Annotated in this window: 25 protein-coding genes; 14 read left to right on the top strand and 11 right to left on the bottom strand. The window is 72.1% G+C overall.

What is annotated here, in order from left to right:
- The 5 genes from ACLBXO_RS27490 to ACLBXO_RS27470 all read left to right on the top strand — a co-directional run.
- Positions 1–1,583: potassium transporter Kup (locus ACLBXO_RS27490; protein ID WP_447687381.1), on the top strand; the 1,583-nt coding region annotated here is incomplete at its 5' end.
- 307 nt (positions 1,584–1,890) lie between these two features.
- Positions 1,891–2,295: a CsbD family protein gene (locus ACLBXO_RS27485; protein WP_447687380.1), complete on the top strand. Its 405-nt coding sequence runs from the start codon at positions 1,891–1,893 to the stop codon at positions 2,293–2,295.
- Between the two features lie 157 nt (positions 2,296–2,452).
- Positions 2,453–3,853 carry an adenosylhomocysteinase gene (ahcY, locus tag ACLBXO_RS27480; RefSeq protein ID WP_091679894.1) on the top strand — a complete coding sequence of 467 codons (1,401 nt, stop codon included), beginning with the start codon at positions 2,453–2,455 and terminating at the stop codon, positions 3,851–3,853.
- A gap of 372 nt (positions 3,854–4,225) precedes the next feature.
- Positions 4,226–6,835 (top strand): sensor histidine kinase, encoded by a 2,610-nt coding sequence (locus ACLBXO_RS27475; protein WP_331317500.1) that lies wholly within the window; start codon positions 4,226–4,228, stop codon positions 6,833–6,835.
- A gap of 37 nt (positions 6,836–6,872) precedes the next feature.
- Positions 6,873–8,105, top strand: a complete 1,233-nt coding sequence (locus tag ACLBXO_RS27470; protein ID WP_447687379.1) for an MFS transporter — start codon at positions 6,873–6,875, stop codon at positions 8,103–8,105.
- Positions 8,106–8,337: 232 nt separating this feature from the next.
- Here ACLBXO_RS27470 and tolB read toward each other — a convergent pair whose 3' ends face one another.
- From tolB to tolQ, 4 genes are all read right to left on the bottom strand, one after another.
- The gene (gene tolB / locus ACLBXO_RS27465) at positions 8,338–9,675 is read right to left on the bottom strand and encodes a Tol-Pal system beta propeller repeat protein TolB (protein ID WP_331314994.1); all 1,338 of its coding nucleotides are present in this window, start codon (positions 9,673–9,675) and stop codon (positions 8,338–8,340) included.
- Between the two features lie 68 nt (positions 9,676–9,743).
- Positions 9,744–11,087, bottom strand: a complete 1,344-nt coding sequence (tolA, locus tag ACLBXO_RS27460) for a cell envelope integrity protein TolA (RefSeq protein ID WP_331314992.1) — start codon at positions 11,085–11,087, stop codon at positions 9,744–9,746.
- 9 nt (positions 11,088–11,096) lie between these two features.
- Positions 11,097–11,543: an ExbD/TolR family protein gene (locus ACLBXO_RS27455; RefSeq protein ID WP_020093363.1), complete on the bottom strand. Its 447-nt coding sequence runs from the start codon at positions 11,541–11,543 to the stop codon at positions 11,097–11,099.
- 27 nt (positions 11,544–11,570) lie between these two features.
- The gene (tolQ, locus tag ACLBXO_RS27450) at positions 11,571–12,287 is read right to left on the bottom strand and encodes a protein TolQ (RefSeq protein WP_447687378.1); all 717 of its coding nucleotides are present in this window, start codon (positions 12,285–12,287) and stop codon (positions 11,571–11,573) included.
- Between the two features lie 308 nt (positions 12,288–12,595).
- On the opposite strand from tolQ, the gene ACLBXO_RS27445 reads away from it, so the two are divergent.
- Positions 12,596–13,384, top strand: coding sequence for an HpcH/HpaI aldolase family protein (locus ACLBXO_RS27445; RefSeq protein ID WP_331314991.1), 789 nt, complete (start codon positions 12,596–12,598; stop codon positions 13,382–13,384).
- Positions 13,385–13,396: 12 nt separating this feature from the next.
- Here the strand turns inward: ACLBXO_RS27445 and ybgC are convergent, their stop codons facing one another.
- The 3 genes from ybgC to ruvB form a co-directional block, all read right to left on the bottom strand.
- Entirely contained in the window at positions 13,397–13,849 is a 453-nt protein-coding gene (gene ybgC / locus ACLBXO_RS27440) for a tol-pal system-associated acyl-CoA thioesterase (protein WP_447687377.1), read from the bottom strand.
- A 90-nt stretch (positions 13,850–13,939) separates the two neighbouring features.
- Positions 13,940–14,665 carry a DUF4142 domain-containing protein gene (locus tag ACLBXO_RS27435; protein ID WP_331314987.1) on the bottom strand — a complete coding sequence of 242 codons (726 nt, stop codon included), beginning with the start codon at positions 14,663–14,665 and terminating at the stop codon, positions 13,940–13,942.
- 368 nt (positions 14,666–15,033) lie between these two features.
- Entirely contained in the window at positions 15,034–16,089 is a 1,056-nt protein-coding gene (gene ruvB / locus ACLBXO_RS27430; protein ID WP_447687376.1) for a Holliday junction branch migration DNA helicase RuvB, read from the bottom strand.
- Positions 16,090–16,380: 291 nt separating this feature from the next.
- Here ruvB and ACLBXO_RS27425 point away from each other — a divergent pair, with 291 nt between their 5' ends.
- Entirely contained in the window at positions 16,381–16,611 is a 231-nt protein-coding gene (locus ACLBXO_RS27425) for a hypothetical protein (protein ID WP_331314984.1), read from the top strand.
- Positions 16,612–16,760: 149 nt separating this feature from the next.
- On the top strand, positions 16,761–17,150 hold the full coding sequence (locus ACLBXO_RS27420) for a hypothetical protein (RefSeq protein WP_331314983.1): 390 nt from the start codon (positions 16,761–16,763) through the stop codon (positions 17,148–17,150).
- Here ACLBXO_RS27420 and ACLBXO_RS27415 read toward each other — a convergent pair.
- Positions 17,122–17,478: a hypothetical protein gene (locus tag ACLBXO_RS27415; protein ID WP_447687375.1), complete on the bottom strand. Its 357-nt coding sequence runs from the start codon at positions 17,476–17,478 to the stop codon at positions 17,122–17,124. The two genes, ACLBXO_RS27420 and ACLBXO_RS27415, sit on opposite strands and share 29 nt — an antisense overlap.
- 74 nt (positions 17,479–17,552) lie before the next feature.
- Between ACLBXO_RS27415 and ACLBXO_RS27410 the strand changes: the two genes are divergently transcribed.
- The gene (locus ACLBXO_RS27410; protein WP_331314981.1) at positions 17,553–18,449 is read left to right on the top strand and encodes a GGDEF domain-containing protein; all 897 of its coding nucleotides are present in this window, start codon (positions 17,553–17,555) and stop codon (positions 18,447–18,449) included.
- A gap of 212 nt (positions 18,450–18,661) precedes the next feature.
- On the top strand, positions 18,662–19,348 hold the full coding sequence (locus tag ACLBXO_RS27405) for a LuxR C-terminal-related transcriptional regulator (protein ID WP_447687374.1): 687 nt from the start codon (positions 18,662–18,664) through the stop codon (positions 19,346–19,348).
- Between the two features lie 35 nt (positions 19,349–19,383).
- On the opposite strand, the gene ACLBXO_RS27400 is transcribed toward ACLBXO_RS27405, so the two are convergent.
- Entirely contained in the window at positions 19,384–20,595 is a 1,212-nt protein-coding gene (locus ACLBXO_RS27400; protein WP_447687373.1) for a DNA topoisomerase IB, read from the bottom strand.
- A 137-nt stretch (positions 20,596–20,732) separates the two neighbouring features.
- On the opposite strand from ACLBXO_RS27400, the gene ACLBXO_RS27395 reads away from it, so the two are divergent.
- The 4 genes from ACLBXO_RS27395 (at position 20,733) to ACLBXO_RS27380 (ending at position 23,991) form a co-directional block, all read left to right on the top strand.
- On the top strand, positions 20,733–21,896 hold the full coding sequence (locus tag ACLBXO_RS27395; protein ID WP_447687372.1) for a glycosyltransferase: 1,164 nt from the start codon (positions 20,733–20,735) through the stop codon (positions 21,894–21,896).
- A gap of 2 nt (positions 21,897–21,898) precedes the next feature.
- The gene (locus ACLBXO_RS27390) at positions 21,899–22,558 is read left to right on the top strand and encodes a class I SAM-dependent methyltransferase (protein ID WP_447687371.1); all 660 of its coding nucleotides are present in this window, start codon (positions 21,899–21,901) and stop codon (positions 22,556–22,558) included.
- Between the two features lie 184 nt (positions 22,559–22,742).
- Positions 22,743–23,309: an NAD(P)H-dependent oxidoreductase gene (locus ACLBXO_RS27385; RefSeq protein ID WP_331314971.1), complete on the top strand. Its 567-nt coding sequence runs from the start codon at positions 22,743–22,745 to the stop codon at positions 23,307–23,309.
- Positions 23,310–23,376: 67 nt separating this feature from the next.
- Positions 23,377–23,991 carry a cytochrome b gene (locus tag ACLBXO_RS27380; RefSeq protein ID WP_331314969.1) on the top strand — a complete coding sequence of 205 codons (615 nt, stop codon included), beginning with the start codon at positions 23,377–23,379 and terminating at the stop codon, positions 23,989–23,991.
- A gap of 42 nt (positions 23,992–24,033) precedes the next feature.
- Here the strand turns inward: ACLBXO_RS27380 and ACLBXO_RS27375 are convergent, their stop codons facing one another.
- Positions 24,034–24,957, bottom strand: a complete 924-nt coding sequence (locus tag ACLBXO_RS27375) for an AprI/Inh family metalloprotease inhibitor (RefSeq protein WP_447687370.1) — start codon at positions 24,955–24,957, stop codon at positions 24,034–24,036.
- Positions 24,954–25,919 carry a 2-hydroxyacid dehydrogenase gene (locus ACLBXO_RS27370; RefSeq protein ID WP_447687369.1) on the bottom strand — a complete coding sequence of 322 codons (966 nt, stop codon included), beginning with the start codon at positions 25,917–25,919 and terminating at the stop codon, positions 24,954–24,956. The genes ACLBXO_RS27375 and ACLBXO_RS27370 overlap by 4 nt, the downstream gene beginning before the upstream one ends.
- Positions 25,920–25,967 lie beyond the last annotated feature (48 nt).

Below are 25,967 nucleotides of genomic sequence, written 5' to 3'. Positions count from 1 at the left end.
AGGCGCTGCTGCTGGTGGTCGGGCTGGTGGGCGCGGCCCTGCTCTACGGCGACGGCGCGATCACGCCGGCGATCTCGGTGCTGTCGGCGATCGAGGGGCTGAAGATCGACGCGCCGGCGCTCGGGCCTTACGTGGTGCCGATCACCCTGGTGATCCTGGTCGGGCTGTTCCTGGTCCAGCACAAGGGCGTGGCCGCCATCGGCCGGGTGTTCGGGCCCGTCATGCTGGTCTGGTTCGTCGTGCTCGGGCTCCTCGGGATCGCCGGGATCGTCGCAAAACCGGAGATCCTGGCGGCGGCCAACCCGTTCCGGGCCGTCGATTTCATGCTCCACGCCGGCTGGCACGTCAGCTTCGCGATGCTCGGCGCGGCCTTCCTGGCGGTGACCGGCGGCGAGGCGATGTACGCCGATCTCGGCCATTTCGGCGCCCTGCCGATCCGCGTCGCCTGGTTCGTGCTGGTCCTGCCGGCGCTGGTGCTCAACTATTTCGGTCAGGGCGCCCTGCTGATCGCCGCGCCCGACGCCCTGGAGAACCCGTTCTTCCGCCTCTGCCCCGACTGGGGCCATCTGCCCCTCATCGCACTGGCCACGATGGCGACCATCATCGCCTCGCAGGCGATCATCTCGGGCGTGTTCTCGCTGACGCAGCAATCGGTCCAGCTCGGCTTCCTGCCGGCCATGCGCATCGTCCAGACGGCGCACGAGGAGCGCGGCCAGATCTACGTGCCGGCGGTGAACTGGCTGCTGGCCGTGGCGACCCTGACCGCCGTGGTGGTGTTCGGCTCCTCCGACGCCCTGGCCGGCGCCTACGGCATCGCCGTCTCGATGCTGATGGGCATCACCACGCTGCTCGCCGCGCTGATCGCGCTCCGCTGGGGCTACAACCCGGCCCTGGTCCTCGCGGTCAACGGCTTCTTCCTGGCCATCGACCTCGTGTTCTTCGCCGCCAACAGCGTGAAGATCCTGGAGGGCGGCTGGTTTCCCCTGGTGCTCGCCGGCCTCGTCGCCGCGATGATGCTGACCTGGAAGAAGGGCAACGAGCTGGTCGAGGAGGCGCGGGCCGCCCTGCGCCTGCCGGAGGACGTCTTCCTCGCCGGTCTGCAGCACCGCGACCTGCTGCGGCTGCCGGGCACGGCCGCGTTCCTCTCGGCGGCCGAGCACGGCATCCCGCTGCACCTCTCGCGCTTCGTGGAGCGCAACCACGCCCTGATGGCGCGCATCCTGATCATCACGGCGCTCTACGAGGAGACGCCCACGGTCCCGCGCGACCAGCGCGCCCACGTGACGATCCTGGCGCCGGATTTCTACCGGGTGATCCTGCGCTACGGCTTCATGGAGGAGGCCTCGATCCCCGAGGGGCTGGCCTGCGCGGTGGAATCGCGCCACCTGCCGCCGCACGTCCTCGACGACATGACCATCTTCGTCGGGCACGAGACGATCATCCCGCGACGGGACAAGCGGGGGATGGCGCCCTGGCGGGAGAACCTGTTCGCCTTCATGCAGCGCAACGCCGAGCGCACCGGCGCCTTCTTCGGGGTGCCGACCCGGCAGGTGGTCGAGGTCGGGACCGAGATCGAGATCTAGGCCCCGCCCAGGGATATTCCCGCGGCCCGGCAAGTCGCCGCGGCGGCGCGGCCCAGACCAGGCCGGGTCGTGGCGAGAGATCGGGGCGACGGCCCGCGCGCGATGTGCATGGATCGCCCGCCCGGCATTGGCGTCGTAGTGGCCGTGGTCGTCGATCCGGCCCGGACCTGTTTCCGCCACGGGCGCGCCGAAGCACGGAAACTTGAGGCCGCGCCGCGGCGCCGCAGGGAACCGTAGCCTTCCGCCGTCGTTCCGCCCCGACGCAGGCGTCGCGCCCCCGGGGCGCGCGCCGGATAGGAGAGACAGCATGAACAGGGATCATCTCGAGGGCGGCGTCCGCCATCTGCGCGGCCGGATCAAGACGGCGGCGGGCGCGGTCCGCGGCCGGGCCGGCGATCAGCTCGACGGCGCCTACGACCAGGCCGCCGGCGCGGCCCAGTACGCCTACGGCGAGGCCCGGGACACGGTCCGCGACCTGCGCCACGGCGGCGAGCACCTCGTCGAGGAGGGTCGCGCCCGGTTCCGCGACGTCAGCGAGCGCGGGCACGCCCTGGCGGACGAGGCGCTCGAGCGCGGCCAGCACTACCGCGACCGCGCCGTGCGCCACGGCCGCACCCTCGCGGCGCGCGCGGACGAGAACCGCGGCACGACCCTCGCCCTCGTGGCGGCCGTCGCGTTCGGCCTCGGCTGGCTGGCGCGGCCGACCCGCTGAGCGGCTGACGGCTCCTGATCCGGAGCGGGGCGGGCGCTCGCGCGGCCGCCCCGCCGACCGGAACGCATAAAGACATCTTTATGTCTTGATTGCTTCGTAGACCGCGCGGTGTTAGGGGTTGCCCCGACCCGCAACGCGAACACGGAGCCATCGACTCATGGCCAAGGATTACATCGTCAAGGATATCGGGCTGGCCGATTACGGCCGGAAGGAGATCTCGATCGCCGAGACGGAAATGCCGGGCCTGATGGCGGTCCGCGAGGAGTACGGCGCCGCGCAGCCCCTCAAGGGCGCGAAGATCGCCGGCTCGCTCCACATGACGATCCAGACCGCCGTGCTGATCGAGACCCTGAAGGCGCTCGGCGCCGACATCCGCTGGGTCTCCTGCAACATCTACTCGACCCAGGACCACGCCGCCGCCGCCATCGCGGCCGCCGGCATCCCGGTCTTCGCCGTGAAGGGCGAGACCCTGGAGGAGTACTGGGATTACACCTCGCGCCTGTTCGACTGGCACGACGGCGGCATGCCGAACATGATCCTCGACGACGGCGGCGACGCGACCATGTTCGTCCATCTCGGCCTGCGCGCCGAGAACGGCGACACCGCCTTCCTCGACAAGCCGGAGAGCGAGGAGGAGGAGGTGTTCTTCGCGCTCCTCAAGCGCAAGCTCGCCGAGAAGCCGAAGGGCTGGTTCGCCGGCCTCGCCGACAGCATCAAGGGCGTGTCCGAGGAGACCACCACGGGCGTCCACCGCCTCTACGTGCTGGCCAAGGAGGGCAAGCTGCTCTTCCCGGCGATCAACGTGAACGACTCGGTCACCAAGTCGAAGTTCGACAACCTGTACGGCTGCAAGGAGTCGCTGGTCGATGGCATCCGCCGCGGCACCGACGTGATGATGGCCGGCAAGGTCGCGATGGTCGCGGGCTTCGGCGACGTGGGCAAGGGTTCGGCCGCGTCCCTGCGCAACGCCGGCTGCCGCGTGCTCGTGTCGGAGATCGACCCGATCTGCGCGCTCCAGGCAGCCATGGAGGGCTACGAGGTCGTGACCATGGAGGATGCCGCGCCGCGCGCCGACATCTTCGTCACCGCCACGGGCAACAAGGACATCATCACCATCGACCACATGCGGGCGATGAAGGACCGGGCGATCGTCTGCAACATCGGCCACTTCGACAACGAGATCCAGGTCGCCGGCCTGAAGAACCTCAAGTGGTCGAACATCAAGCCGCAGGTGGACGAGATCACCTTCGCGGACGGCCACCGCATCATCCTCCTGTCGGAGGGCCGCCTGGTGAACCTCGGCAACGCCACAGGTCACCCGTCCTTCGTGATGTCGGCCTCGTTCACCAACCAGACGCTGGCCCAGATCGAGCTCTGGTCGAACCCGGGCAAATACCAGAAGCAGGTCTACACCCTGCCGAAGACCCTCGACGAGAAGGTGGCGGCCCTGCACCTGGAGAAGATCGGCGTGAAGCTCTCGAAGCTCCGCCCCGATCAGGCCGCCTATATCGGCGTCTCCGAGAGCGGCCCGTTCAAGCCCGAGCACTACCGCTACTGACGACGTGTCGCCGGCGGCGCGGACGGCCTCGTCTCCGGGGCCGGCACCGTGCCGCTGCGATCCGGCGAGGGAATCCGATCGGACGATCCGAAGGCCCGGCGCGCTGCGCCGGGCCTTCGCGTTTGTCAAGCGCCGCCGGACGAATCGAACTGTGTCTTCTGTGTGTCGTTAACGACTGATTATGCCGGGTCGGCCCATAGCCACGCTTCGTTCCCCTTCCGGGGCGATTCCGCCGCACTGTAGAGTGCGGGCGAATCTTAGATCGATGGGGCTGCGGCGCTTCGGGAGAATCGCCGCGGGAACGGTGCCTTCTGCGCCGCGCGGCGACGCGCGCCGGTCGGACAGCCATCGGGTACGGGGGCGGGGCAAACCATGGGTGTCGGTCGTGCGACACACGTTCGGATCGGCGTGGGCGCGCTCGCCCTGACGACGGCGAGCGCGGCCCTGGCCGAGCTGCCGGAGGCCACCGCCGCGCATCCCGCGCGGGAGATCCACAGCGTGGCCGCGCTGGCGATCTTCGGCGGCCTCGTGGCCTTCGCGGTGATCCTGTCGCTCCTGCACCTCTACGAACGCGGGCGGTGGACCCGGCGCGAGCGCGAGCTCGCCGGGACCCTCGACGTCCTGCGCGGCGCCCACGACCGGGCCGAGATGCTGCTCAACGCCGAGCGGCAGATCCTCGTCACCTGGGACCAGCGCAGCGAGCCGGTCGTCGAGGGCGACATCAGCCTCGCCATCCACGGCGAGCGGCCGACCTCCGGCTACGCCCGCCGCGTGCTGGCCTTCGGGACCTGGCTCGTCGCCGCCGACGCGACCGCCGTGGAAGCCGCCGTCGAGACCCTGCGGGCGCGCGGCACCAGCTTCGCGCTGAGCCTGCGGACCCAGACCGGACGCAGCGTCGAGGCGCACGGTCAGGCCGTGGCGGGGCGGGCACTCCTGCGCCTGCGCGAGACCAGCCAGGAGCGCTGCGAGATCGCCGACCTGCGCGCGACCCTGGACGAGACCCGCCGCGGGCTGTCGGCCCTGTCGGGGCTCCTCGACGCGATCCCGCAGCCGGTCTGGCGGCGTAACCGCGACGGCGGGCTGAGCTGGGTCAACGCCGCCTACGTGGCGGCGGTCGAGGCGGAGAGCCGCGAGGCCGCCCTCGACGCCGGCCTGGAGCTGTTCGACCGGCCGGCCCGGGAGACGATCGCCCGCGAGGAGGCGGCCCGGTCCGCCGGCCTGACCCGGAGCGTCCCGCGCCTCTCGGCCATCGTGGCCGGCAACCGGCGGATGCTCGACGTGTTCGAGACCGGGCTGGAGACCGGCCGCGTCGGGATCGCCATCGACGTGTCGGAGCTCGAGAGCGTGCGCGCCGATCTGCAGCGGCAGATGAACGCCAACGTCCGGACCCTGGACCAGCTGCCGACCGCGGTCGCGATGTTCGACGTCTCGCAGCGGCTGATCTTCCACAACGCCGCCTACCGGCAGCTCTGGGACCTCGACCAGGCCTTCCTCGACGGCCGCCCCTCCGACGGCGAGATCCTCGACCACCTGCGGTCGGAGCGCAAGCTCGAGGAGCACGCGGATTTCCGCGGCTGGAAGCAGGGCGTCCTGTCCGCCTACCGGGCCGCTGAGGCGAACCAGACCTGGTGGTACCTGCCCGACGGGCGGACCTTGCGCGTGGTCGCGGATCCGAACCCGCAGGGCGGCCTGACCTACCTTTTCGACGACGTCTCCGACCGCCTGAACGCCGAGTCGCGCTACAACGCCCTGCGCCGCCTGCAGGCCGAGACCCTGGACACGCTGGCCGAGCCGGTGGCCGTGTTCGGCGCGGACGGGCGCCTGTCCCTCGCCAACTGCGCCTTCTTCACCGTGTGGCGGCTCGACCCGGAGATGGTCGAGGAGCGCCCGCACGTCGACGCGGTGATCGCCGCCTGCCGGGCGCTCGCCCCGGCCGAGGAGCCGTGGCTCGACATCCGCGACGCGGTGGTCGGCCTCGAATCGCGCACCGCCCGGACGTGCCGCCTGGAGGTGGTCGACGGCACCGTCCTCGACTGCGCCGCGCAGCCGCTCCCGGAGGGCGCGACGCTCCTGACCCTGATCGACGTCACGGCGAGCGTGAACGTCGAGCGGGCGCTCACCGAGAAGAACGACGCCTTGGAGAAGGCCGCGCAGCTGCGCGACACCTTCGTGCACCACGTCTCCTACGAGCTGCGCTCCCCGCTCACCAACATCATCGGCTTCACCCAGCTCCTCGGCGACGAGACCGTCGGGGCGCTCAACGAGCGGCAGCGCGAGTACGCCGACCACATCATGCGCTCCTCGGCGGCGCTGCTCGTCATCATCAACGACATCCTCGACCTCGCCTCGATCGACGCCGGGTCGCTGGAGCTGCAGCGCGAGGAGGTCGACGTCCAGGCCACCGTCGAGGCCGCGGTGCGCGGCATCGAGGACCGCCTCGCGGAATCGCACATCACCCTCGCCCTCGACATGCCGGAGGATATCGGCAGCGTCCACGCCGACGGGAAGCGGGTGCGCCAGATCCTGTTCAACCTGCTCTCGAACGCCGTCGGCTTCTCGGATGCCGGCCAGCGGGTGGAGGTCCATGCCCGCCGGACCGCGCAGGAGCTCGTCCTGAGCGTACGCGACCACGGCCGGGGCATGCCGCCCGAGATCGCCGATTCGGTGTTCAACCGGTTCGAGAGCCACACCCTCGGCACGCGCCACCGGGGCGTCGGCCTGGGCCTGTCGATCGTGCGCTCCTTCGTCGAGCTGCACGGCGGCCGGGTCCTGCTGGAGACGGCGCCGGGCACCGGCACCCGGGTCACCTGCACGTTCCCGACCGACGTCGGGGGCGCGGCCCGAAGCGAATTGCCCGAACCCAGGCCGCCCGTCCTGCCACCGCCGCCGCCTCCACCGCCCCCGCTGCCCCGCAAGCCCACCCTGACGCTGCAGTCGAGCCGGCCGGAGCCGCCGGCATCCGACCGGAGAACGTCGCCGTAGCGCTTGATTCTTCGGTCGGTCCCGCGCAGCAGGGGGCATGTCCGCGCATGATCGTTCCGGCTGGGCCGTCTTCGGCATCGGTGACTTCCGCCTGTTCGGCTCGGCCCGGTTCCTCACGGGCCTCGCCTACCAGATGCAGGCGGTGGCGATCGGCTGGTACGTCTACGACCTGACCCACTCCGCCCTGGCGCTGGGCCTGGTGGGCCTCGCGGGCTTCCTGCCGGCGGTGCTGTGTGCCCTGGTCACCGGCCACGTCGCGGACGCCTACGACCGGCGCCTCGTCGGCGCGGCCGCCTTCGCGCTGCAGAGCGCCGCGAGCCTCGGCCTCCTCGCCTGCGCCCTCACGGGCGTGCACACCGTCTGGCCGATCTACGCCCTCGTCATCGTCGTCGGTACGGCCCGGGCCTTCGCCAACCCGGCCCTCCAGGCGCTGCTGCCGACCCTGGTGCCCGGACCGCAATTCAGCTCGGCGATCGCGTGGAACGCCTCCCTCTGGCAGAGCGCGTCGGTGATGGGGCCGGCGCTCGGCGGCTTCCTCTACGCCCTCGGACCCGCCGTCGTGTTCGGCGGGGCAGGGGGCAGCTTCGCCCTGGCGAGCCTCCTGACCCTGTTGATCCGCTTCCGGCCGGCGGCGGTGAGCGAGCGGCCGCCGATCACCTGGGCCGCGCTCTCGGCCGGGATCGACTACATCCGCTCCCAGCCGGTGGTGCTCGGGGCGATCAGCCTCGACCTGTTCACGGTGCTGCTCGGCGGCGCCACGGCGCTGCTGCCGATCTACGCGGCGGAGGTGCTGCATGTCGGCCCGCTCGGCCTCGGCGCGCTCCGGAGCATGCCGGCCTTCGGAGCGGTCGCCACGGCGGTGCTGCTGGCGAACTACCCCCTGCGGCGCCACGCGGGGGTGCGCATGCTGCGGGCCGCCGCGGTGTTCGGCGCCGCCACGGTCGCGTTCGGGCTGTCGACGTCGCTGCCGCTGTCGATGGCCTGCCTGTTCGTCACGGGGGCGGCCGACATGATCTCGGTCTACGTGCGCCAGACCTTCGTGCAGGGCGAGACGCCGGACGCGATGCGCGGCCGCGTCTCGGCGGTCAACACGGTGTTCATCGGCGCCTCGAACGAGCTCGGCGAGTTCGAATCGGGGTTGCTCGCCGCCGCGATCGGCGCGGTCCCTGCGGTGGTGCTCGGCGGCGCCGCGACGGTCGGGGTGGCGCTGCTCTGGGGCAGGCTCTTCCCGGCGCTCAAGGCGCGCGACCGGCTGATGGTACAGGGCTAGCGCGCCCTCGCGCGGCCCGGGACGCGACGCGGCCGGCATGACGGCCGCGGCGAGCGTGGCTCCGCGAGCCGGCGCCGCACAGCGCGCGAATCCCCTCTCCCGTGCGAAAGCGGAACACGGTGAGGGGGCGAGGTGCGGCCGTCACGACCGGAGCCGCCGTCCGCCCGAACCGTATCACCACGGTCGGGAACGGCCCCGGAGCCCGGCTCGTGAGCCGGGCTCCGCGACGGGCTCAGCGGCCCGACAGCAGCGGCGACCAGGTCGGGTCGGACGCGTAGGCGGGCGTCGGAACCGGTTGCTCCACCTTGCCGGTGATGTCGACCATGAACAGCTTGCCGCCGCCCTGGCCGCCCGGATCGCGGAAGAACAGCACGTACTGGCCGTTCGGCGCGAAGGTCGGGCCCTCGTTGTGGAAGCCCTCGGTGAGCACGCGCTCGCCCGAGCCGTCGGGCTTCGAGACGCAGATGGCGAAGCCGCCGTTGCGCTGGCGCGTGTAGGCGATCAGGTCGCCGCGGGGCGAGAAGGCCGGCTGCGAGGCCGAGCCGGGGCCGAAGGTGATCCGGTGCGGGTTCGAGCCGTCCGACCCCATCACGTAGACCTGCTGGGAGCCGCCGCGGTCGGACTCGAAGGCGATCTGCGACCCGTCCGGCGAGTAGGTCGGCGAGGTGTCGATCGCCATGCCGTTGGTGATCGAGCGCTGGGCCTTCGAGGCGAGGTCCATCGTCACGATGTCGGCGTTGCCGCCCTGCTGGACGCTCATCACGATCTTGCGGCCGTCCGGCGAGAAGCGCGGGCTCGCGCTCATCGAATCGACGTTGCCGAGCGCCTGGCGGGTTCCTGTCTCCAGGTTGATCATCTGCACCCGCGGCTGGTGGCCGGTGGCCTGGGCCATGAAGGCGATGTCCTGCGTGGCCGGCGAGTAGCGCGGCGCCACGATCGACATCTCGCCGGTGGTGATCGCCCGGACATTGGCGCCGTCCTGGTCCATGACCATCAGGCGCTTGCGGCGGTTCTCCTTGGGGCCGGTCTCGTCCACGAAGGCGATGCGGCTGTCGAACCACGGCCCGAGGCCGGTGATCTTGGTGTAGACCCCGTCCGAGATCAGGTGGCCGGTGCGCCGGACGTTCGCGGCGTCGGTGCCGTATTGCTGGCCGGTCATCTGCTGGCCGTTGGTCACGTCCCAGAGCCGGAACTCGACCTTGACCCGGCCGCCCTCGCGGACGACCCGGCCGGTCACGAGACCCTGCACGCCGGTGGCGCGCCACTTCTCGAAGTTCGGCGCGGCGTCGAAGTTCGGCTGCTCGGGGAAGCGGGCGTGGTCGAGCGGCGTGAAGTAGCCGGAGCGGCGCAGGTCGTTGGTGACGACGCCGGAGACGAGACCGGCGAGGCTCGGGTCGCCGCCGAAATCCGCGATGGCGATGGGCATCGGCTGGAAGTTGCCGCCGCCGATGCGCAGCTGCAGCTGCGCCTGGGCGGGCCCGGCCAGGACGGCCGTCAGCAGGGTGAAGACCGCGATCAGGCGCGCGGCGAAGGACGTCGGGAGGCGCCCGACGGAGGGCAGGTGCAGCATGGTGGGTCGGATCCGAGTGACGATCTGACGAGGCGGCCGGAACAGGGCGGAAGAAGGGCTGGAAGCCCTCAAGTCGCCGTGAACTCGAACTCCGCGTTGATGGCCTTCCAGTCGTTGTAGTACGGCGCGTAGGTGGCCGGGATGTTGTACGGCGCGCACCGGCGGACCGCCCGGAGCGCGGCCTGGGCGATCGACTGGTCGACCGCGCTCGCCCCGCCGCGCATGATCCGCGGCTCGGTGCTGAGGGAGCCGTTCGGGTTCAGGCGGATGTCGAGCACGGGCAGGACCACGCCCTGGGCCGCGCCGGGGGGCGCCGAGTAGCAGCGCTCGATCTGCTGCTGGAGCAGGCCGACCAGGGCGTCGCGCAGCGACGGCGACAGGCGCTGCGCGTTGCCGGTCGCGGCGCCGAGCGCCGCCACCTTCTGCACCGCGTGGCCGGTGGCACCGGTCGACTGCGACGGCGCCTTCGAGGCGAGCATCGATCGGATGTCGCCGGCGTTGAACTTGTCGGCGAGCTCGGCCTGCTTGCGCGCCTTGGCCTCAGCATCGGCCTTGGCCTTCGCGTCCGCCATGGCCTTGGCCTTCGCCTTGGCGGCGGCCTCGGCTTTGGCGGCCGCCGCGGCCTCGGCCTTAGCCTTGGCGGCGGCCTCCGCCTTCTCGCGCTCGGCTTCGGCCTTGGCCTCCGCGATCTCCTTCTGGCGCTCGGCTTCCGCCTCGGCCTTGGCCTTCGCGTCGGCGGCCTTCTTGGCCGCCTCCTTGGCCGCCTCCTTGGCGGCTTCGGCCTTCTTCGCGGCGGCGGCCTTCTGGGCGGCCGCCGCGGCCTCGGCTTCCTGCTTCTCGATCAGCTTCTCGAGCTGCTCGCGCTTCTCGGCCTCGGCCTTCGCGACGGCCTCGGCCTTGGCCTTGGCCTCGGCCTTGGCGGCGGCAGCCTTCTCCGCCGCGGCCTTCTCGGCCGCCTTCTCTGCGGCTTTCTCGGCCGCCTTGGCGGCGGCCTTCTCGGCGTCGCGCTTCTCCTGCGCCGCCTTCTCCGCCGCCTTGGCGGCCTGGGCCGCCTCCTGCGGGTCGGGCTCCCCGCGCAGCGGCATCTCGTCCGCGTTGGCGAGCTTCATCTCGGCCGTGCGGGTCGGCGCGGTGGGCGCGTCCTGCTTGGAATTCTCGGGCTCGCGGTCCTCGAACTTCTCCGCCTTGCGGTCGGCCCGCGACGTCGCGTTCGGCATCGGCTTGTCGGCCTGGCGCTCGCCCTTGGTGATCTCGGAGAACTGGTTCTCGGTGATCACCTCGACGGGCACGCCCTCCTGGGCCTCCGGCAGGGCCGGGGCCGCGACGCTGACCAGCGCCAGCGCGAGGAGCGCGACGTGAGTGCCGGCGGAGATCCAGACACCCGGTTCCTTGCGGTCGAAGCGGAACTCCACGGGACGGCCCTACTGATGCTCAGGCTCGGTGACGAGGGCGACCTTCTTGAAGCCGCCACCGGTCACGATCGCCATCACCTGTGCCACGCGACCGTAATCGACGCGCTTGTCGCCGCGCACGAAGACGCGCTCCTCGGTCCCGGTCTTGGCGGTCTCCATGAGCTTCGGCACGATCGAGTCGTCGGTGAGCTCGTCCTCGCCGAGGAAGACCTGGCCGGTCTGGCGGATCGACAGGGTGATCGGCTTCACGTCGGAATTGAGCGGCGAGGCCTTGGATTGCGGCAGGTCGAGGGGGACGCCGACGGTCATCATCGGCGCCGCGACCATGAAGATGATCAGGAGCACGAGCACGACGTCGATGAACGGCGTCATGTTGATCTCGTTGATGGGTCCGCCGCGGCGGCCCCGGCGCCGGCGGCGCTTGCCGCCCTGCGATGCGCCCGCTGCCATGCCCATGAATCGGTCTCCTCTGGATCAGCCGGTTCAGGCGGCGAGCGGCAGCCGCTCGTCGATCTGGCGGGAGAGGATGGCGGAGAACTCGTCGGCGAAGCTCTCCAGCCGCGACTGCGCCTTGGAGACCTCGGCCTGGAGCTTGTTGTAGGCGAGCACCGCCGGGATCGCGGCGAACAGGCCGATGGCGGTGGCGAACAGAGCCTCGGCGATGCCGGGGGCGACGACCGCGAGCGAGGTGTTCTTCGAGGCCGCGATCGACGTGAAGGCGGTCATGATGCCCCAGACCGTGCCGAACAGGCCGATATACGGGCCGGCCGAGCCGATCGAGGCGAGGAACAGAAGGCGGGATTCCAGCCGCTCGACCTCGCGGTGGATGGTGACGTCGAGCTGCTTCTCGATGCGCTGCGACAGCGACTGGATCTGCCGGCCGGAGCCCTCGAAGCTGCGCTTCCACTCCCGCATGGCGGCGACGAAGACGGCGGCGAGGCCCGTGGCCGGCCGGTCGTTGAACGAGCGGAACAGCTCCTCCAGCGAGCGGCCGGACCAGAACGCGTCCTCGAACGCGTCCATCTCGGCCTTGGTCCGGCGGAACAGCAGCGTCTTGTCGACGATGATCGACCAGCACCAGATCGAGGCGCTGAGCAGCCCGATCATCACGATCTTCACGACGAAGTGGGCCTGCAGGAACAGGCCGAGCAGCGTCATGTCGGCGACAGGCGCGGCCTGAATCGCGTCGGCTGGGTTCATCCGTCGAGGTCTCCTGCTCCGGATCGCGATGCGCCGGGCGAGGCCCGCGTCCGCCGGATCCGTGAGCGATATCAAGGCTGTCGCCCGCGAATCTGTCGAAAGTAAGGGCCGTCGACGGCCCCCGCGCCCCGCCGCGGCATCGCCTCCGTTAAGGGCGCGGCAGGGTTAAGAATCGGTTTCGATCCGGGCGATCCTGAGGCATGCAACGCTGGCGGCCGGGCCGTCCGGGCTGGACCTGTCGAAAGCGCCTCCCGTATGGTCGCGGCCCGCGGCGCCGAGTCGACAGCCCTGAGATACGCAGGACGCGCATGACCCTCCCCGTTCCCAGCCTGCCCGATCTGCTGCCCACCGGACCGGCCCGGTTCCTGGGCTGGTCCATGATCGCCGACCCGATGCTGGCCGGCTTCCTGGCGCGCGCCGGCTTCGACGCGGTCCTGCTGGATCAGCAGCACGGCACCTACGATTACAAGACATCGTGTGCGGCGATCACCGAGATCGCCCTCGCCGGCAAATCGACCCTGGTGCGCGTGCCGGTGGGCGACTTCGCCATGGTCTCGCGGATGCTCGACGCGGGCGCGGCCGGCGTCGTGGCGCCGATGATCAACACCGTCGCGGATGCCGAGGCCCTGGCCGCCGCCGCGAAATTCCCGCCGGTCGGCCAGCGGAGCTGGGGACCGGACCGGGCCATGTGGCTCTCGGGGCTCCGGAGCGGCGCGGACTACCTCGCGGGCGCCAACGACCGGGCGCTCACGATCGCCATGTGCGAGACCGAGGCGGGGATCGCCGACCTGGAGGCGATCCTCGCCGTGCCGGGCATCGACGGCGTCCTGGTCGGCCCCGCCGACCTGTCGATCGCCCTGTCGAAGGGGGCGGCCATCGACCCGCTGGGATCGGCGGTGACGGCGGCCCTCGGCGAGATCGCGCGCAAGACCCGTGCGGCGGGCAAGATCCCCTGCGCCTTCGCGCCGTCGCCGGCCCGGGCCCGGGAGATGGTCGGGATGGGCTACCAGCTGGTCTCGGTCGAGTACGACGCGCTGACCATCGTCAACGCCTTCGCCCGGGTCCTCTGCGAGGCCGACCCGTCGCGGGCCGGCTGACGTCGATCCTGCCTAGGCGCCGTCGCCCGGTGCGAGCCGCTGCCGCAGCGCGTCGGGCAGGCGGACGGCACGGCCGTCGCGCACGCAGGCGACCGTGACCTCCGCGGAGACCAGCACCGCGTCGCCCAGCCGCACCTCCTGCGCGAGCTGCATCGACGCGCCGCGCAGGGCGCGCGTGCGGGTGACGACGGTCAGCAGGTCGTCCATCCGGGCCGGGCGGAGGAAATCGAGGCTCATGCGCCGCACCACGAAGACGAGGCCGCGCGCGTCGCGGTGCAGGTCCGACTGGTCTCCGGCGAGTTCCCGCAGCAGCTCCGTGCGGCCGCGCTCGAGGAAGCGGAGGTAGCTCGCGTGGTAGACGAAGCCCGAGAAATCGGTGTCCTCGTAGTAGACGCGCACGCACAGCCGGTGCGGCGGGGTCTCGTCCTTCGCGGGTCCGTCGGGGCCGGGCTCGATCGCGCTCATGCGCCCCTTTAGCGACGGGCGCCGCGGGGGCGCAACACGACGAGGGCCGCCCTGGGGCGGCCCTCGCGCGGATCACGCGACGTGCGCGGTTCAGCCGCCGATGCGGGCCGCGATGGTCGCCGAGTGGGCGTGCTCGTCGGCGATGTACGGCAGGGCCTCGGTGGCGAACCGGCGGCCCTGGGCGTTATCGCCCTGCTTGGCGTAGGCGTCGTAGAGCGCCAGGGTGCGGGCGTCCGAGCGGGCCTGCTGGTCGATGTAAGTGCGGTCGAAGGCCCGGCCGGTCGGGGCCGCCTGGAGCTGCGCCAGCCGCGCCTGACCGCGCTCGCCGAGGGCGACGCGACGGCCCGGCTCGGCCGGGCTGTTGTCGACGATGCCGACCGCGCCGAGGGCGCCGCCGACGATCCCGGTGCCGATATTGGCGGCCACCGTCACCGGCGCGAGCACGAGGCCGACCGGGTTGCTCAGGTCCGTGCGGATGCCCTGGTTGTCGGACACCACCGAGCCGTTCCGGGTCAGGGAGGTGTTCGGCGGCAGCAGCGCGTCCGTGGTCGCCTTGCGCTCGACGAGGACGCGGTTGGCGTAGTTGCGGACCTGCGGGTTGCGCGACCGCTGAAGGGCGATGCGGCTCGCCTCGATGCTGGCGGCGTCCGAGCGGAGCGCCTCGGCCCGGAAGGCGGGCGTCTCGGTCGCGGCGGCGCCGACGCCGTCCTGGTTGGCGAAGGGCAGCACGCGGATCGGCAGGGCGTCCTGCGCGAAGGCGGGCGCCGAGATGGCGGCGACGGACAGGCCGAGCACGGCGAGCGTAAGCTTCTTCATGGCGGAAGTTTATCCCTGACGTTGTTCTTGAGATCTCGAAGATCTGCCGCGACCAGAGAGACAGGGCCTCGATCGGGACAGCCTTGCCGGCGCCGAGCGGACCCGGCGCGGTCGCCTCCACAACTGTCGCGTTTCGGCGCTGTTCCACGGGCACCAGCACTTTTTCCTGCGCCGCGATCCGCGAGAGCCGCGCCTAAGCTTGGCAATATTGAATGACAACGGTCCGGGAAAGGGCTTTACGCGCAGGGACTTGTCGACAGCGCGGCGCGAGACGATGCCGGACGCGGGACGGATCGCGGCGCGCGCCGTGCATGTGCAGAGGGAAACGCTGATCCGAGTTCAATGCATGGAGGGGGTCGCGGTCATCCTCACGGCTCCTCGTCGCCGAAGAAGCCGAACTGCCCGGGGGTCTCCCGTTTCGGTTCCGGCATCTGCATGTGCCGGTAGGCGTGGCGGGTGAGGACGCGCCCGCGGGGGGTGCGCTGCACGAAGCCGCGCTGGATCAGGTAGGGCTCGATGATGTCCTCGATCGCGTCCCGGGGCTCCGACAGGGCCGCCCCGATCGTCTCGATGCCGACAGGACCGCCCCCGAACGCGCGCGCGATCAGGCTCAGGTACTTGCGGTCCATCACGTCGAGACCCGCCCCGTCCACGTCCAAGAGCTGCAGTGCCCGGTCGGCGATCGCCCGCGTCACCGTCTCGGCCTCCGCCACCACCGCGAAGTCCCGCACCCGCCGCAACAGCCGCCCCGCGATCCGCGGCGTGCCCCGCGCCCGCCGGGCGATCTCGTTGGCGCCCTCCGCCGACATGCCCAGGCCCAGCACCCGCGCGCCGCGCGCCACGATCTGCTCCAGTTCGTCGATCTCGTAGAATTCCAGCCGGATCGGGATCCCGAACCGGTCGCGCAGCGGCGTCGTCAGCAGGCCCGCCCGCGTCGTGGCGCCCACCAGGGTGAACTTCGGCAGCTCGATCTTGACCGAGCGCGCCGCCGGGCCCTCGCCGATGATCAGGTCGAGCTGGTAATCCTCCATGGCCGGGTAGAGGATCTCCTCGACCGCCGGGTTGAGCCGGTGGATCTCGTCGATGAACAGGACGTCGCGCTCCTCCAGGTTGGTGAGCTGGGCGGCCAGATCCCCGGCCTTGGCGATCACCGGTCCGGAGGTCGAGCGGAAGTTCACGCCCAGCTCGCGCGCCACGATCTGCGCCAGCGTGGTCTTGCCCAGGCCCGGCGGCCCGACGAACAGCACGTGGTCGAGCGCCTGGCCGGTCTTCCTCGCCGCCTCGATGAACACCTGCATGTTCGCCCGCGCCGCGCGCTGGCCGATGAACTCGGCAAGGCTCAGGGGACGGATCGTCTGATCCACGTCCTCGGCGCGCTTCTCCGGCGTCAGGATGGCGTTGGTCGGAGACTTCGGCTTGCTCATGAACCCTGCTTGGTGGACCGTGCCGCGCGGCCCGCGATGGACGGTCTCACGGGACGGCTGGGCACCGGCGCGTCCGGTTTTGTTCTTCCTTACCCGCGAAAGCCCGGAAGTCTAAGTGCCGTGGCCGGGCGCTCGGCCGGGCCGAGGATGGAGCGTCACCACTGCGGATGTGAGCGAGCGCACGGGCCGCCGCCGACGATGGGGCAGCGATGCAACCGCGATGCAACCGAACGGCCGGCCCGCGCATTCCTGGACCAAACCTTCAAGCATGGCCGCAGGGCGCATTTCCCCATGAGACTCCGTACGATCGCTGCCGCCGCAGCCGGCACCGTCATGCTCGCCGTGCCGCTCGCGGCCCAGGCCGCCACCGGCCCGGCCGAGACCAAGGTCGCCGAGGCCGCTCCGCAGGTTCACCCCGTCTCGGTCGAGCGGGACGACGACGTCACCTGCAGCCGCGCCCGCCGCCGCCTGTGGATCGAGGGCGAGGGCTGGGTGGTCCGGCGGATCACCACCTGCCGCTGACCCGCCCGCTACCGGGAACCGACTGGCTGGGCATGACCGGGCCGTTACGCACTCTGCGCGGCTGGAGCCGCGGAACGGCCGGTGATCCGGTCCGTTGGCCCCGCATCCGGCGCGGACCGCGCGCGCCGTCACCCATCGGAGCCGGCCCCATGGCGAACCGGATGATCCTGACCCTGCTCGCCCTCGCGGCGGCCGCGCCCGCCTCGGCGCAGACTTTCCGGGGCTCCGATCCCTACGCAGCGGTCGCCTACGCGCCGGGTTACGCCGCCGATCCGGGTTTCGCCGGCGAATTCGTGCGCGGGACCTATATCGGCGCCCCGCTGACCCGCGTGCCGCGCCCGACCCAGATCGTGCCCAGTCCCTGGAGCTACGGCACCTACGGCGTCCCAACAGTGACCGGCATCCCGGCCGCTCCGGCGGCACAGCCGACCCTCACGGTGATCGACGCCGCCCCCCGCACGCGCCGCGGCGCGCGCGCCGTCGGCACCGGTCCGGTCTCGGGGGCCCGGGTCATCGCGGTTCAGGTTCCCCGGCGCTGAGCGCCGCGAACCACGCCGCGTAGGGCGTGTTGCGGACGAGATGCCTGTTGAGGTCGGGGGCACCGTCCGTCCACCAGACCGGCCCGCGCTCGCCGAGCGCCTCCTTCGAGGCCTGGACCTCCGACCTGGCGGAAGCCAGAGCGTCCGCAGCGCCGGGCTCGCCCGCGCGCTCGGCCCGCTTGGCCTCCTTCACGCCCCGCCGCGCAGCCATCAAGCGTTTCACCAGCGCCGCCCGGCAGGTTTCCGACAGGTCGGGATTCGCGCGGCGCCACAGACGTTCCCGGACAACGATGTAGCGCCGATCCGGAGTGGTAATGGCCACGCTCATACCGGGGTTCAGCTCCGTTGGGGGGAGATTAAGCCTTCCGGCTTACACCGCGGATATCAGTTGCGGGTCACGCCATGCAGATCGTCATCGTCGACTCGAGCCGCGTCGTGCTGCAGATCATCGCGTCCCTGATCGAGCCGCGTGGCCACGCGGTGCACCCCTTCACGGATTCGGAGCGGGCGCTGGAGTTCCTGGCGGCGACGCCCACGGTCCGGGTCCTGATCACCAGCCTGGAGGTGCGGCCGCTCTGCGGGCTCGAACTTTGCTGGTCGGCCCGGCTGCTCGCGGAATCCCGCGGGCCGCTGCACGTCATCACCATGTCGTCGGCCCGCAACGTGCGCAGCCTCGCCGAGGCCCTCGACAGCGGCGCCGACGACTTCATCGAGAAGCCGCCGAGCGCCGAGGAGCTCAACGCGCGCCTGCGCGCGGCCGAGCGCCTGACCACCATGCAGGAGGAACTGATCCGGCTCGCCGAGACGGATCCGCTGACCGGCTCCTTCAACCGGCGCGCCTTCTTCAACCGCGCGCGCGCCGCGGCGGCGCAGGATCCGAGGCCGGGGGCCGTCTCGGCGATCCTCCTCGACATCGACCACTTCAAGCGCATCAACGACGAGCACGGGCACGATGTCGGCGACGTGGCGATCAGGGCCGTGGCAGAACTGATCGCCGAGACCGGGATCGCGGGACGCCTCGGCGGCGAGGAATTCGCCGTCATCCTGCCGGGCCGCGGGCTCGCGGAAGCCGTGGTGCAGGCCGAGCGCCTGCGCGCCGACGTCCAGGGCTTGCAGATCCGCGGGGCCAAGGGTCCGATCACGCTGAGCTGCAGCTTCGGTGTCAGCACGTGGCGGCACGGCGACAGCGTCGAGGCCCTGGTCAAGCGGGCGGACGTCGCGCTCTACGCCGCCAAGGGCGGCGGCCGGAACCGTGTGGTCCCGGATCAGGGCGAGGGCGCCCGCGCCGTCGCGGGCTGACACGGACCGACCGTCCCGGATCGGCACAGTCCGTCGGACGGTGTCCCGCGGTCGTCCCAGATCGGCGCACTGATTCGCCGAGTATCCGTTTCCGGGCATCGATTCTGCCAATATAAAGCTTAATATTCGCGAGTTGTTGCTGGAACGGATCTTGGAACTTCGCCTTCGATCCCGGCCGCCTGTATCAAGCCGGGAGAGAGAGGTGCGAGGTCATGAGTACGGCCGTTGGCGTCCTGATCCTGGATGAGCCGGAGGACCTGAGCGCGACGGTTCGCGCCACCCTCGAGCACATGCCCGAATTCCATACCATCGGCGAGGCCGATCTCGACCGCGCCGACGCCGGCAGCAGCGTCGCCCTGGTCTTCCTCGACGAGATCCGGCTGGCCGACGGGATCGCCCGCATCGTCGCCCTGAAGGAGCGCCAGCCGGCACTCCGCACGCTGGTCGCCTTCGGCGCCCTCACGGCGGACGACCTCCGCGCCCTGCTGGCCGCGGGCGCCGACGCCTTCGTGGCGCGCTCCAGGTCGCCGCGCGAACTCGGCGCGGCGCTGCTGGCGCTCGCGGAGGGCTCGGACGTCCTGGTCCCGCCGGAGCAGCCGGTGGCGATGCCGCCGGAGGCGGGCGACAGCCTCGGGCTGACGCCCCGCGAGGCGGAGGTGCTGCGCTTCCTCAGCTCCGGGTTCAGCAACAAGGAGGTCGCGCGGCGGCTGGCGCTCAGCGTGCGCACGGTGGAGACCCACCGGCTCAACCTGCGGCGCAAGACCCAGACCGGCCGGCTCAAGGACCTCGTCTCGCTGGCTCGCCAGCTCGGCCTGGCCCCGGTGGTCGATTCCGGCGATCAGGTCCGGCGCGGCACCGACAACCGCTCCTCGGGCAACGACAGCCAGTCCCGGCACTGACAGGGGGCCCGGGCGGTCTCGCGGAGACCGCCCCCCTAAGCGGCCGCGGCCGCCTTCCGCGCTCGGGACGCGCGCTCGACCGCCGCCCCGCTCTTGGACCGCTCGGGCGCCTTCGCGCCCCGGCCCAGCGCGTCCGCAGGCTTGACCCGACCCTTGGCCTTGACGACACCCTCGGTGGCGGAGAGGCGCGCCTGCAGGAGACCCAGCACCGCCGCCTCCTCGGGCCGGAGGCTGGAGAGGTCCTCGCTCAGCTCCGATTCGACCGCGTCCTTCACCTGCAGGAGCAGGCCGCCCTCCAGGTAGCAGTCGAGGATCTGCGGGTGGATGTAGCACTTGCGGCAGATCGTCGGCGTGTTGCCGAGACGGCCGGCGACGCTCTCGATGGCCGCGCGGACGTTGCGCTTGGCCCCCGCCTCGCTGTCGAAGGTCTCGAACTCCCGCAGCGCCAGCGCCGCCAGCACCGTGCCGGCCCAGGTCCGGAAATCCTTCGCGGTGAAGTCCTCGCCGGTGATCTCGCGCAGGTACGCGTTCACGTCCGAGGAGGTGACGTCGCGCTGCGTGCCGTCCGGGTCCAGATACTGGAACAGCTCCTGCCCGGGCAGGTCCTGGCAGGCCTTGACGATCCGCGCGACCCGCCGGTCCTTCAACGAGACGTCCCAGGTCTTGCCGCTCTTGCCCTTGAAGCGGAACGACAGCGCCGAGCCCTCGATCCGGACGTGGGGGTCGCGCAGGGTCGTCAGGCCGTAGCTCTTGTTGGTCCGCGCGTAGTCGTCGTTGCCGACGCGGATCAGCGTGGTCTCGAGCAGGTGGACCACGGTGGCCAGCACCTTGTCGCGGGGCAGGCCCGGCCGCCTCATGTCGGCGTCGACGCGCCGGCGGATCCCCGGCAGCGCGTCCGCGAAGGCCATGATCCGCGAGAACTTGTCGGCCTCCCGGGCCTCCCGGAAATCCGGGTGGTAGCGGTACTGCTTGCGCCCCTTGGCGTCGCGGCCCGTCGCCTGGATGTGGCCGTTGCGGCGGGGACAGATCCAGACATCCGTGTAGGCCGGCGGGATGGCGAGGCCGCGGATGCGTTCCAGCACCGCCTTGTCGCGCACCGGCGCGCCCTTGGCGTCGAGGTAGCGGAAGCCGGTGCCGCTCCGGCGGCGGGTCAGCCCGGGCCGGCCGTCATCGACGTAGACGAGCCCGGCCTCCTCGGCCGCGGCGCGGAGGTCTCCGCCGCTCTCCGCCGTCTCGACGCACGCCATGAACAGCCCCTCCCATCGACGCCGCCCGGCTGCCTCGCCCGGCGAGAAGGCCTCTGACAACCGGCGGCACGCGACCGCCGTTCCGGGGCTGCACATCCGCCGCAGGACGCCGCCCGCCGCCGTGCTAGAGGGGGTGGATGCAGTCCGATGCCGCCCCCGGGAATCTGCCCGTTCCGATGCGCCGCCTGGTCTTCGTGGTGACCGAGGACTGGTTCTTCGCCTCGCATTTCCTGCCGATGGCCCGCGCCGCCGTCGGCATGGGTCTCTCGGTCGCCGTCGTGACGCGGGTCCGCCTGCACCGCGCCGCCATCGAGGCGACCGGCGCGCAGGTCGTGCCCCTGGAGGCCGAGCGGGCGAGCCTCAACCCCATGGCCGCGGGCTACGCGGCCGGGCAGCTCGCGGCGATCCTCAAGGCGCTGAAGGCCGACATCGTCCACTGCATCGCCCTCCGGGGCATCCTGGTCGGCGGCACGGCCGCCGCCATGGCGGGCATCCCGTCCCGCGTCTTCGCCCTGACCGGCCTCGGCCTGGTCGGCGCCCGGAGCGACCGGCTGGGCCGGGCGGCCCGCCTCGCCCTGCGCGCGCTGATCCGGGGCCCGCTGGCCTCGTCGCGGACGCGCTTCCTGTTCGAGAATCCCGACGACGCCCTCGCCCTGGGCCTCGATCCGCTCGACCGGTCGGTGACCGTGGTGGGCGGCGCCGGCGTCGATCCGACGATCTTCGTCCCGCAGCCGCTGCCGCCGATGCCGCCGCTGCGGGTGGCCGTCGTCGCCCGGATGCTTTGGTCGAAGGGGATCGACGTCGCCGTCGAGGCCGTCCGCCTCGCCCGGAGCCAGGGCGCGCCGGTGGAACTGACGCTGTACGGCGCGCCGGACCCGTCGAACCGGCGGGCGATCGGCGCCGACACCCTGCGCGCCTGGAGCCGCGACGGCATCGTCTGGCACGGGCCGACGACCGACGTGGCGGGGGTCTGGGCCGGCCACCACGTCGCCTGCCTGCCCTCGCGCGGCGGGGAGGGCCTTCCGCGGACGCTGCTGGAAGCCGCCGCCTGCGGCCGGGCGCTGGTCGCGTCCGACGTCCCGGGCTGCCGCAGCCTCGTGCGCGACGGGGTCGAGGGCCTGCTCGTTCCCCCGGACGACGCGCCGGCCCTGGCCGCCGCGCTGGCGCGCCTGAGCGGCGATGCCGGTCTCGTCGCCGGCCTGGGCGCGGCCGCGCGGGCGCGGATCGAGGTCGGGGGCTTCACCGAGACCGCGGTGACCGACCAAGTCCGCGCCGTGTGGCGCGACCTGCTGGAGGCCTGACCGTGCGCGCACCGGACAATCCCGCCGGCTTCATCCGCACCAACACCCGCCTGCTGCCCGTCCCCCACGCGCCCGAGATCCGCCTGCACGTCGCCGACGAGGCGACCGATCTCTGGCAGCGGACCGAGGAGGAGTTGCAGGCGATCGGGTTGCCGCCGCCGTTCTGGGCGTTCGCCTGGGCGGGCGGCCAGGCGCTCGCCCGCTACGTCCTCGACAACCCGGACGTCGCGGACGGCGCGCGCGCGGTGGATTTCGCCTCGGGGTCCGGCCTCGTCGCGATCGCGGCGGCCCGCGCCGGGGCGCGCCACGTCGTCGCCAGCGACCTCGACCCCTTCGCCGTCGCGGCGATCGGGCTGAACGCCGCGGCCAACGGCGTCGGCGACCGCGTCGCCGCGATCGCCGACGATCTCCTCGCCACGGATCCCCGGGCCGATCTCGTCCTGGCGGCCGACGTGTTCTACGAGCGCGACCTCGCCGAGGCCGTGACCGCCTGGCTCGTTCGCCTGCAGGCGCGCGGCGTCACCGTGCTGATCGGCGATCCGGGCCGCACCTACCTTCCGCGGGACCGCCTCGACTGCCTCGCGACCTACGAGGTTCCGGTCTCGCGCGCGCTGGAGGATTCCGAGATCAAGCGCAGCCACGTCTGGCGGCTCCGCGGATGACGGATCCGCCGAGACGGTCCTGCCGGACCGCCGCCCGCGCGGCCGCGCCGAGGCTTTATCCGGCGCGGGAATGCGTTACCGTCGAATCGACCCGCGTCGCGTGCCGCGCATGCGCCAGGGTGTTCGGAGTCCCGGATCAGGGCGTGCTGCGGCGGAAGGTTTCGTGGTGAGTGTCGAGTCGAGTGTGAAGCCCAGCCGTGCCCGCGTCGTCGCCTTCTCGGGCAGCGCCAAGCGACCCTCGCGCACCCGCATCCTGGTCGAGGCCCTCGGCGCCGAACTCGGTCGCCTGCGCGGGATCGACCTCGCCGTGTACGACCTGATGGATGCCGGCCCGGGCCTCGGCGCGACGCAGCGGGACGACCTCTCGGCGCCCGCCGCGCGCCTCGTCGAGGCGATCGAGGCGGCGGACGCGCTGATCGTCGGGACGCCTGTCTACCAGGGCGGCTATGCCGGGCTGTTCAAACACGTCTTCGACTTCGTCGACCCGGCCCGGATGATCGGCATGCCGGTGGCGCTGACCGCGACGGGCGGGGGCCTGCGCCACGCCCTGGTGGTCGAGCACGGGCTCCGACCCCTGTTCGGCTTCTTCGCGGCCCACGTCGCGCCGACCTCGGTCTATGCCGGGTCGGACGACCTGGTGGACGGCCGCATCGTCGACGAGACCGTGGCGATCCGGCTGCGCGCCGCGGCCGCGGAACTCGCAGCCCTGCTCGACGTGTCGCGGGCGACCGCGACCGGCGTATCCGTCTGACGGGAGACTATTCCGGCCGGAGGCGAGCCCTAGATCGGAGCGGGACCACGCTCATCCGCGAGGGATCATGTCAGGCTCTCCGCTCACGGCCGGCAAGGCGCCGACCGCGCTGCCCGCCACCTACGTCACGGCGTCCGGACTGCCGCGCTACCATCCGGTCTCCCAGGCGCTGCACTGGCTGAACGCCGCCCTGGTCCTGGCCGTACTGCCGCTCGCCTGGGTCGCGATCAGCCTGCCGCCGACGCCCGCCAAGGGCAGCATGTTCGTGCTGCACAAGTCGGTCGGCCTGACGATCCTGGCGATCGTCGTCCTGCGGATCGTCTGGCGGATGATCCGGCCCGCGCCGCCGGACCCGCAGGCGCCGCGGCTCCTGACGCTGATCGGGCGCATCAACCATGTCCTGCTCTACGCGATCTTCCTGATCATGCCGATCAGCGGCTACCTGCTCAGCGCGCTGTCCGGGCGCGACACGCCGTATTTCTGGCTGTTCACGATCCCCGGCCTCCCGAAGGACGAGGCCACGCAGAAGATCTTCGAGTCGATCCACGTCTTCGGCCAGTGGCTGGTCTACGCGCTCGTCCTGCTCCACATCGCCGGCACGGCGTGGCACCTCGTCATCCGGCGCGACGGTCTGCTGGAGCGGATGCTCCCGGTCCAGGACGGGCGCGGCTCGTCACGCTGACGCGCCCGTCATCGGACGCGCGGTCGCCGCCGCGCGGTGCGCTCAATCGACGCGGCGCAGGACGAAGGTCGCGCCGACCTCGGGATCGCGCCGCCACCGGCCGTCGCCGCTCGGCACGAGGTCGATGCTGTGGCCGCGCTTGGCGGTGAGTGTCATCCGGCCGTTCGTGTAGCGCCAGCGCACCGGATCGAACACCTCCAGGCCGCTGTCGTGGCAGCCGGGGACGATGTGCACGCCGCCGCCGACCCCGTCGAGGTTGATCCGGCAGGTATCGCGCTGCTGGAAGCGGTCGAGGGCGTAGAGGCCCGGCGCCGGACCCGCCGAGGCGGTCGCGGCCGAGGCGGTCGCCGGCGGCTGCAACTCGGCCGGGACCCGGGCCGCGGTCTGGAGCGGGGAGGGGGCCGGGGTCGCCGGATCCGCGGGCGCGGTCTCGGGCACGGTCTCGGGCGCCGCCGCCGCGTCGGCCGGCCGCATCGCGACGATGTCGAGGGGAACGAGACTGTAGCGCTCGCCGCCCTCGGCCTGGGCGACGAGGCTGCGCTGGTCCGGCCGCTTGGCGAAATCGAGGACCGGGCGGACGTTGCGGTCGACGAGGCGGACGGCCCCGTCGACGAAGAGCCAGCCGGCGACGCCGTTCAGGACCGGCAGGGCCCGTCGGCATCCGGCCGGGAAGCGCAGCCGCTGCCCCGCCTCGCCGCTGTCGAGCACCAGCGTCATGACGCAGCGGCGGTTGGTGCCGTCCCGCGACAGGTCCCAGGTTCCGGGCACCTGCCCGAGCTTCTCGGGGAGGCTCGGCGGCGCGGTCGGAGCCGGGGGCGCCGCCAGCGTCTCCGCGGCCGGAGGAGGGGACGGCGGTGCGGCCTCCTCGGTGGCGGCGGGCACGTCCTGGGCGGCGGCCGGCCGGACGATCGCGGCGGTCGCGATCAGTGCCGATGCGGCCAGCAGGGCGGCCCGAGCCTGTCTCACGCGGTCGGTCTCCAGGGTGTCTCGGCGACGGGCGTCAGCGGACCCCGTCCCTCGAACCACGAGACGACGTTGTCGACCACGAGTTGGGCCATCGCCGCGCGGGTGTGCTCGGAGGCCGACCCGACATGCGGCAGCAGCACCGTGTTGTCGAGGGCGGCGAGATCCGCGGGCACGTGCGGCTCGTTCTCGAAGACGTCGAGGCCGGCGCCGAGGATCGTGCCCGCCTTCAGCGCCGCGGTCAGCGCCGCCTCGTCGACGAGGGTGCCCCGGGCGACGTTGATCAGGATGCCCTCGGGACCGAGCGCCTCCAGCACGGCCGCGTCCACGAGGTTGCGCGTGTCGGCGCCGCCGGGCGCCACCACGACGAGGATGTGGACCGCGCGGGCGAGGCCGATCAGCGTATCGTGATAGGTGTAGGCGACGTCCGCCTGACGGCTGCGGCCGTGATAGTCGATCGCGACGCCGAAGCTTTCCAGGCGGTGGGCGATCGCCCGCCCGATCCGGCCGAGACCGAGGATGCCGACCCGCCGCCCGCGCAGCGATGCCGTGAGCGGGAAGGGCGCTTTGGGCCAGTGGCCGTCCCGCAGGTAGCGGTCGGCCTGGGGGATCCGCCGCAGGGTGGCGAGGGTGAGGCCGAGGGCGAGGTCGGCGACCTCGTCGGTGAGGACGTCCGGCGTGTTGGTGACGACGATGCCGCGCCGCTGCGCCCCGGCGGCGTCGACGGCGTCGTAGCCGACGCCGAAATTCGCGATCAGCTCGAGATTCGGCAGCCGGTCCATGAGCGCCCCGTCCACAGCGCCGCCGACGCAGAGCGCCCGGATCCGCGGGCCGACCTCGGCGAGCAGCGCCTCCGGGTCCGCGGCCTCCGCCAGCCGGTGGACCCCGTAGCGTCCCGCGAAGGCCTTCTCCACGAGCGGGTGCATCTTCCGGAGAAACAGGATCTCGATCGGGGCCTCAGCCATCGTTCACTCCCACCTTCGGCCGCCCGTCCGTGTCGGCCGCCTCCCCCG

Source organism: Methylobacterium sp. C33D, from assembly GCF_053345825.1.
Note: the sequence above shows the minus strand (reverse complement) of the source record. Positions and strands in the feature narration are given on the sequence as shown.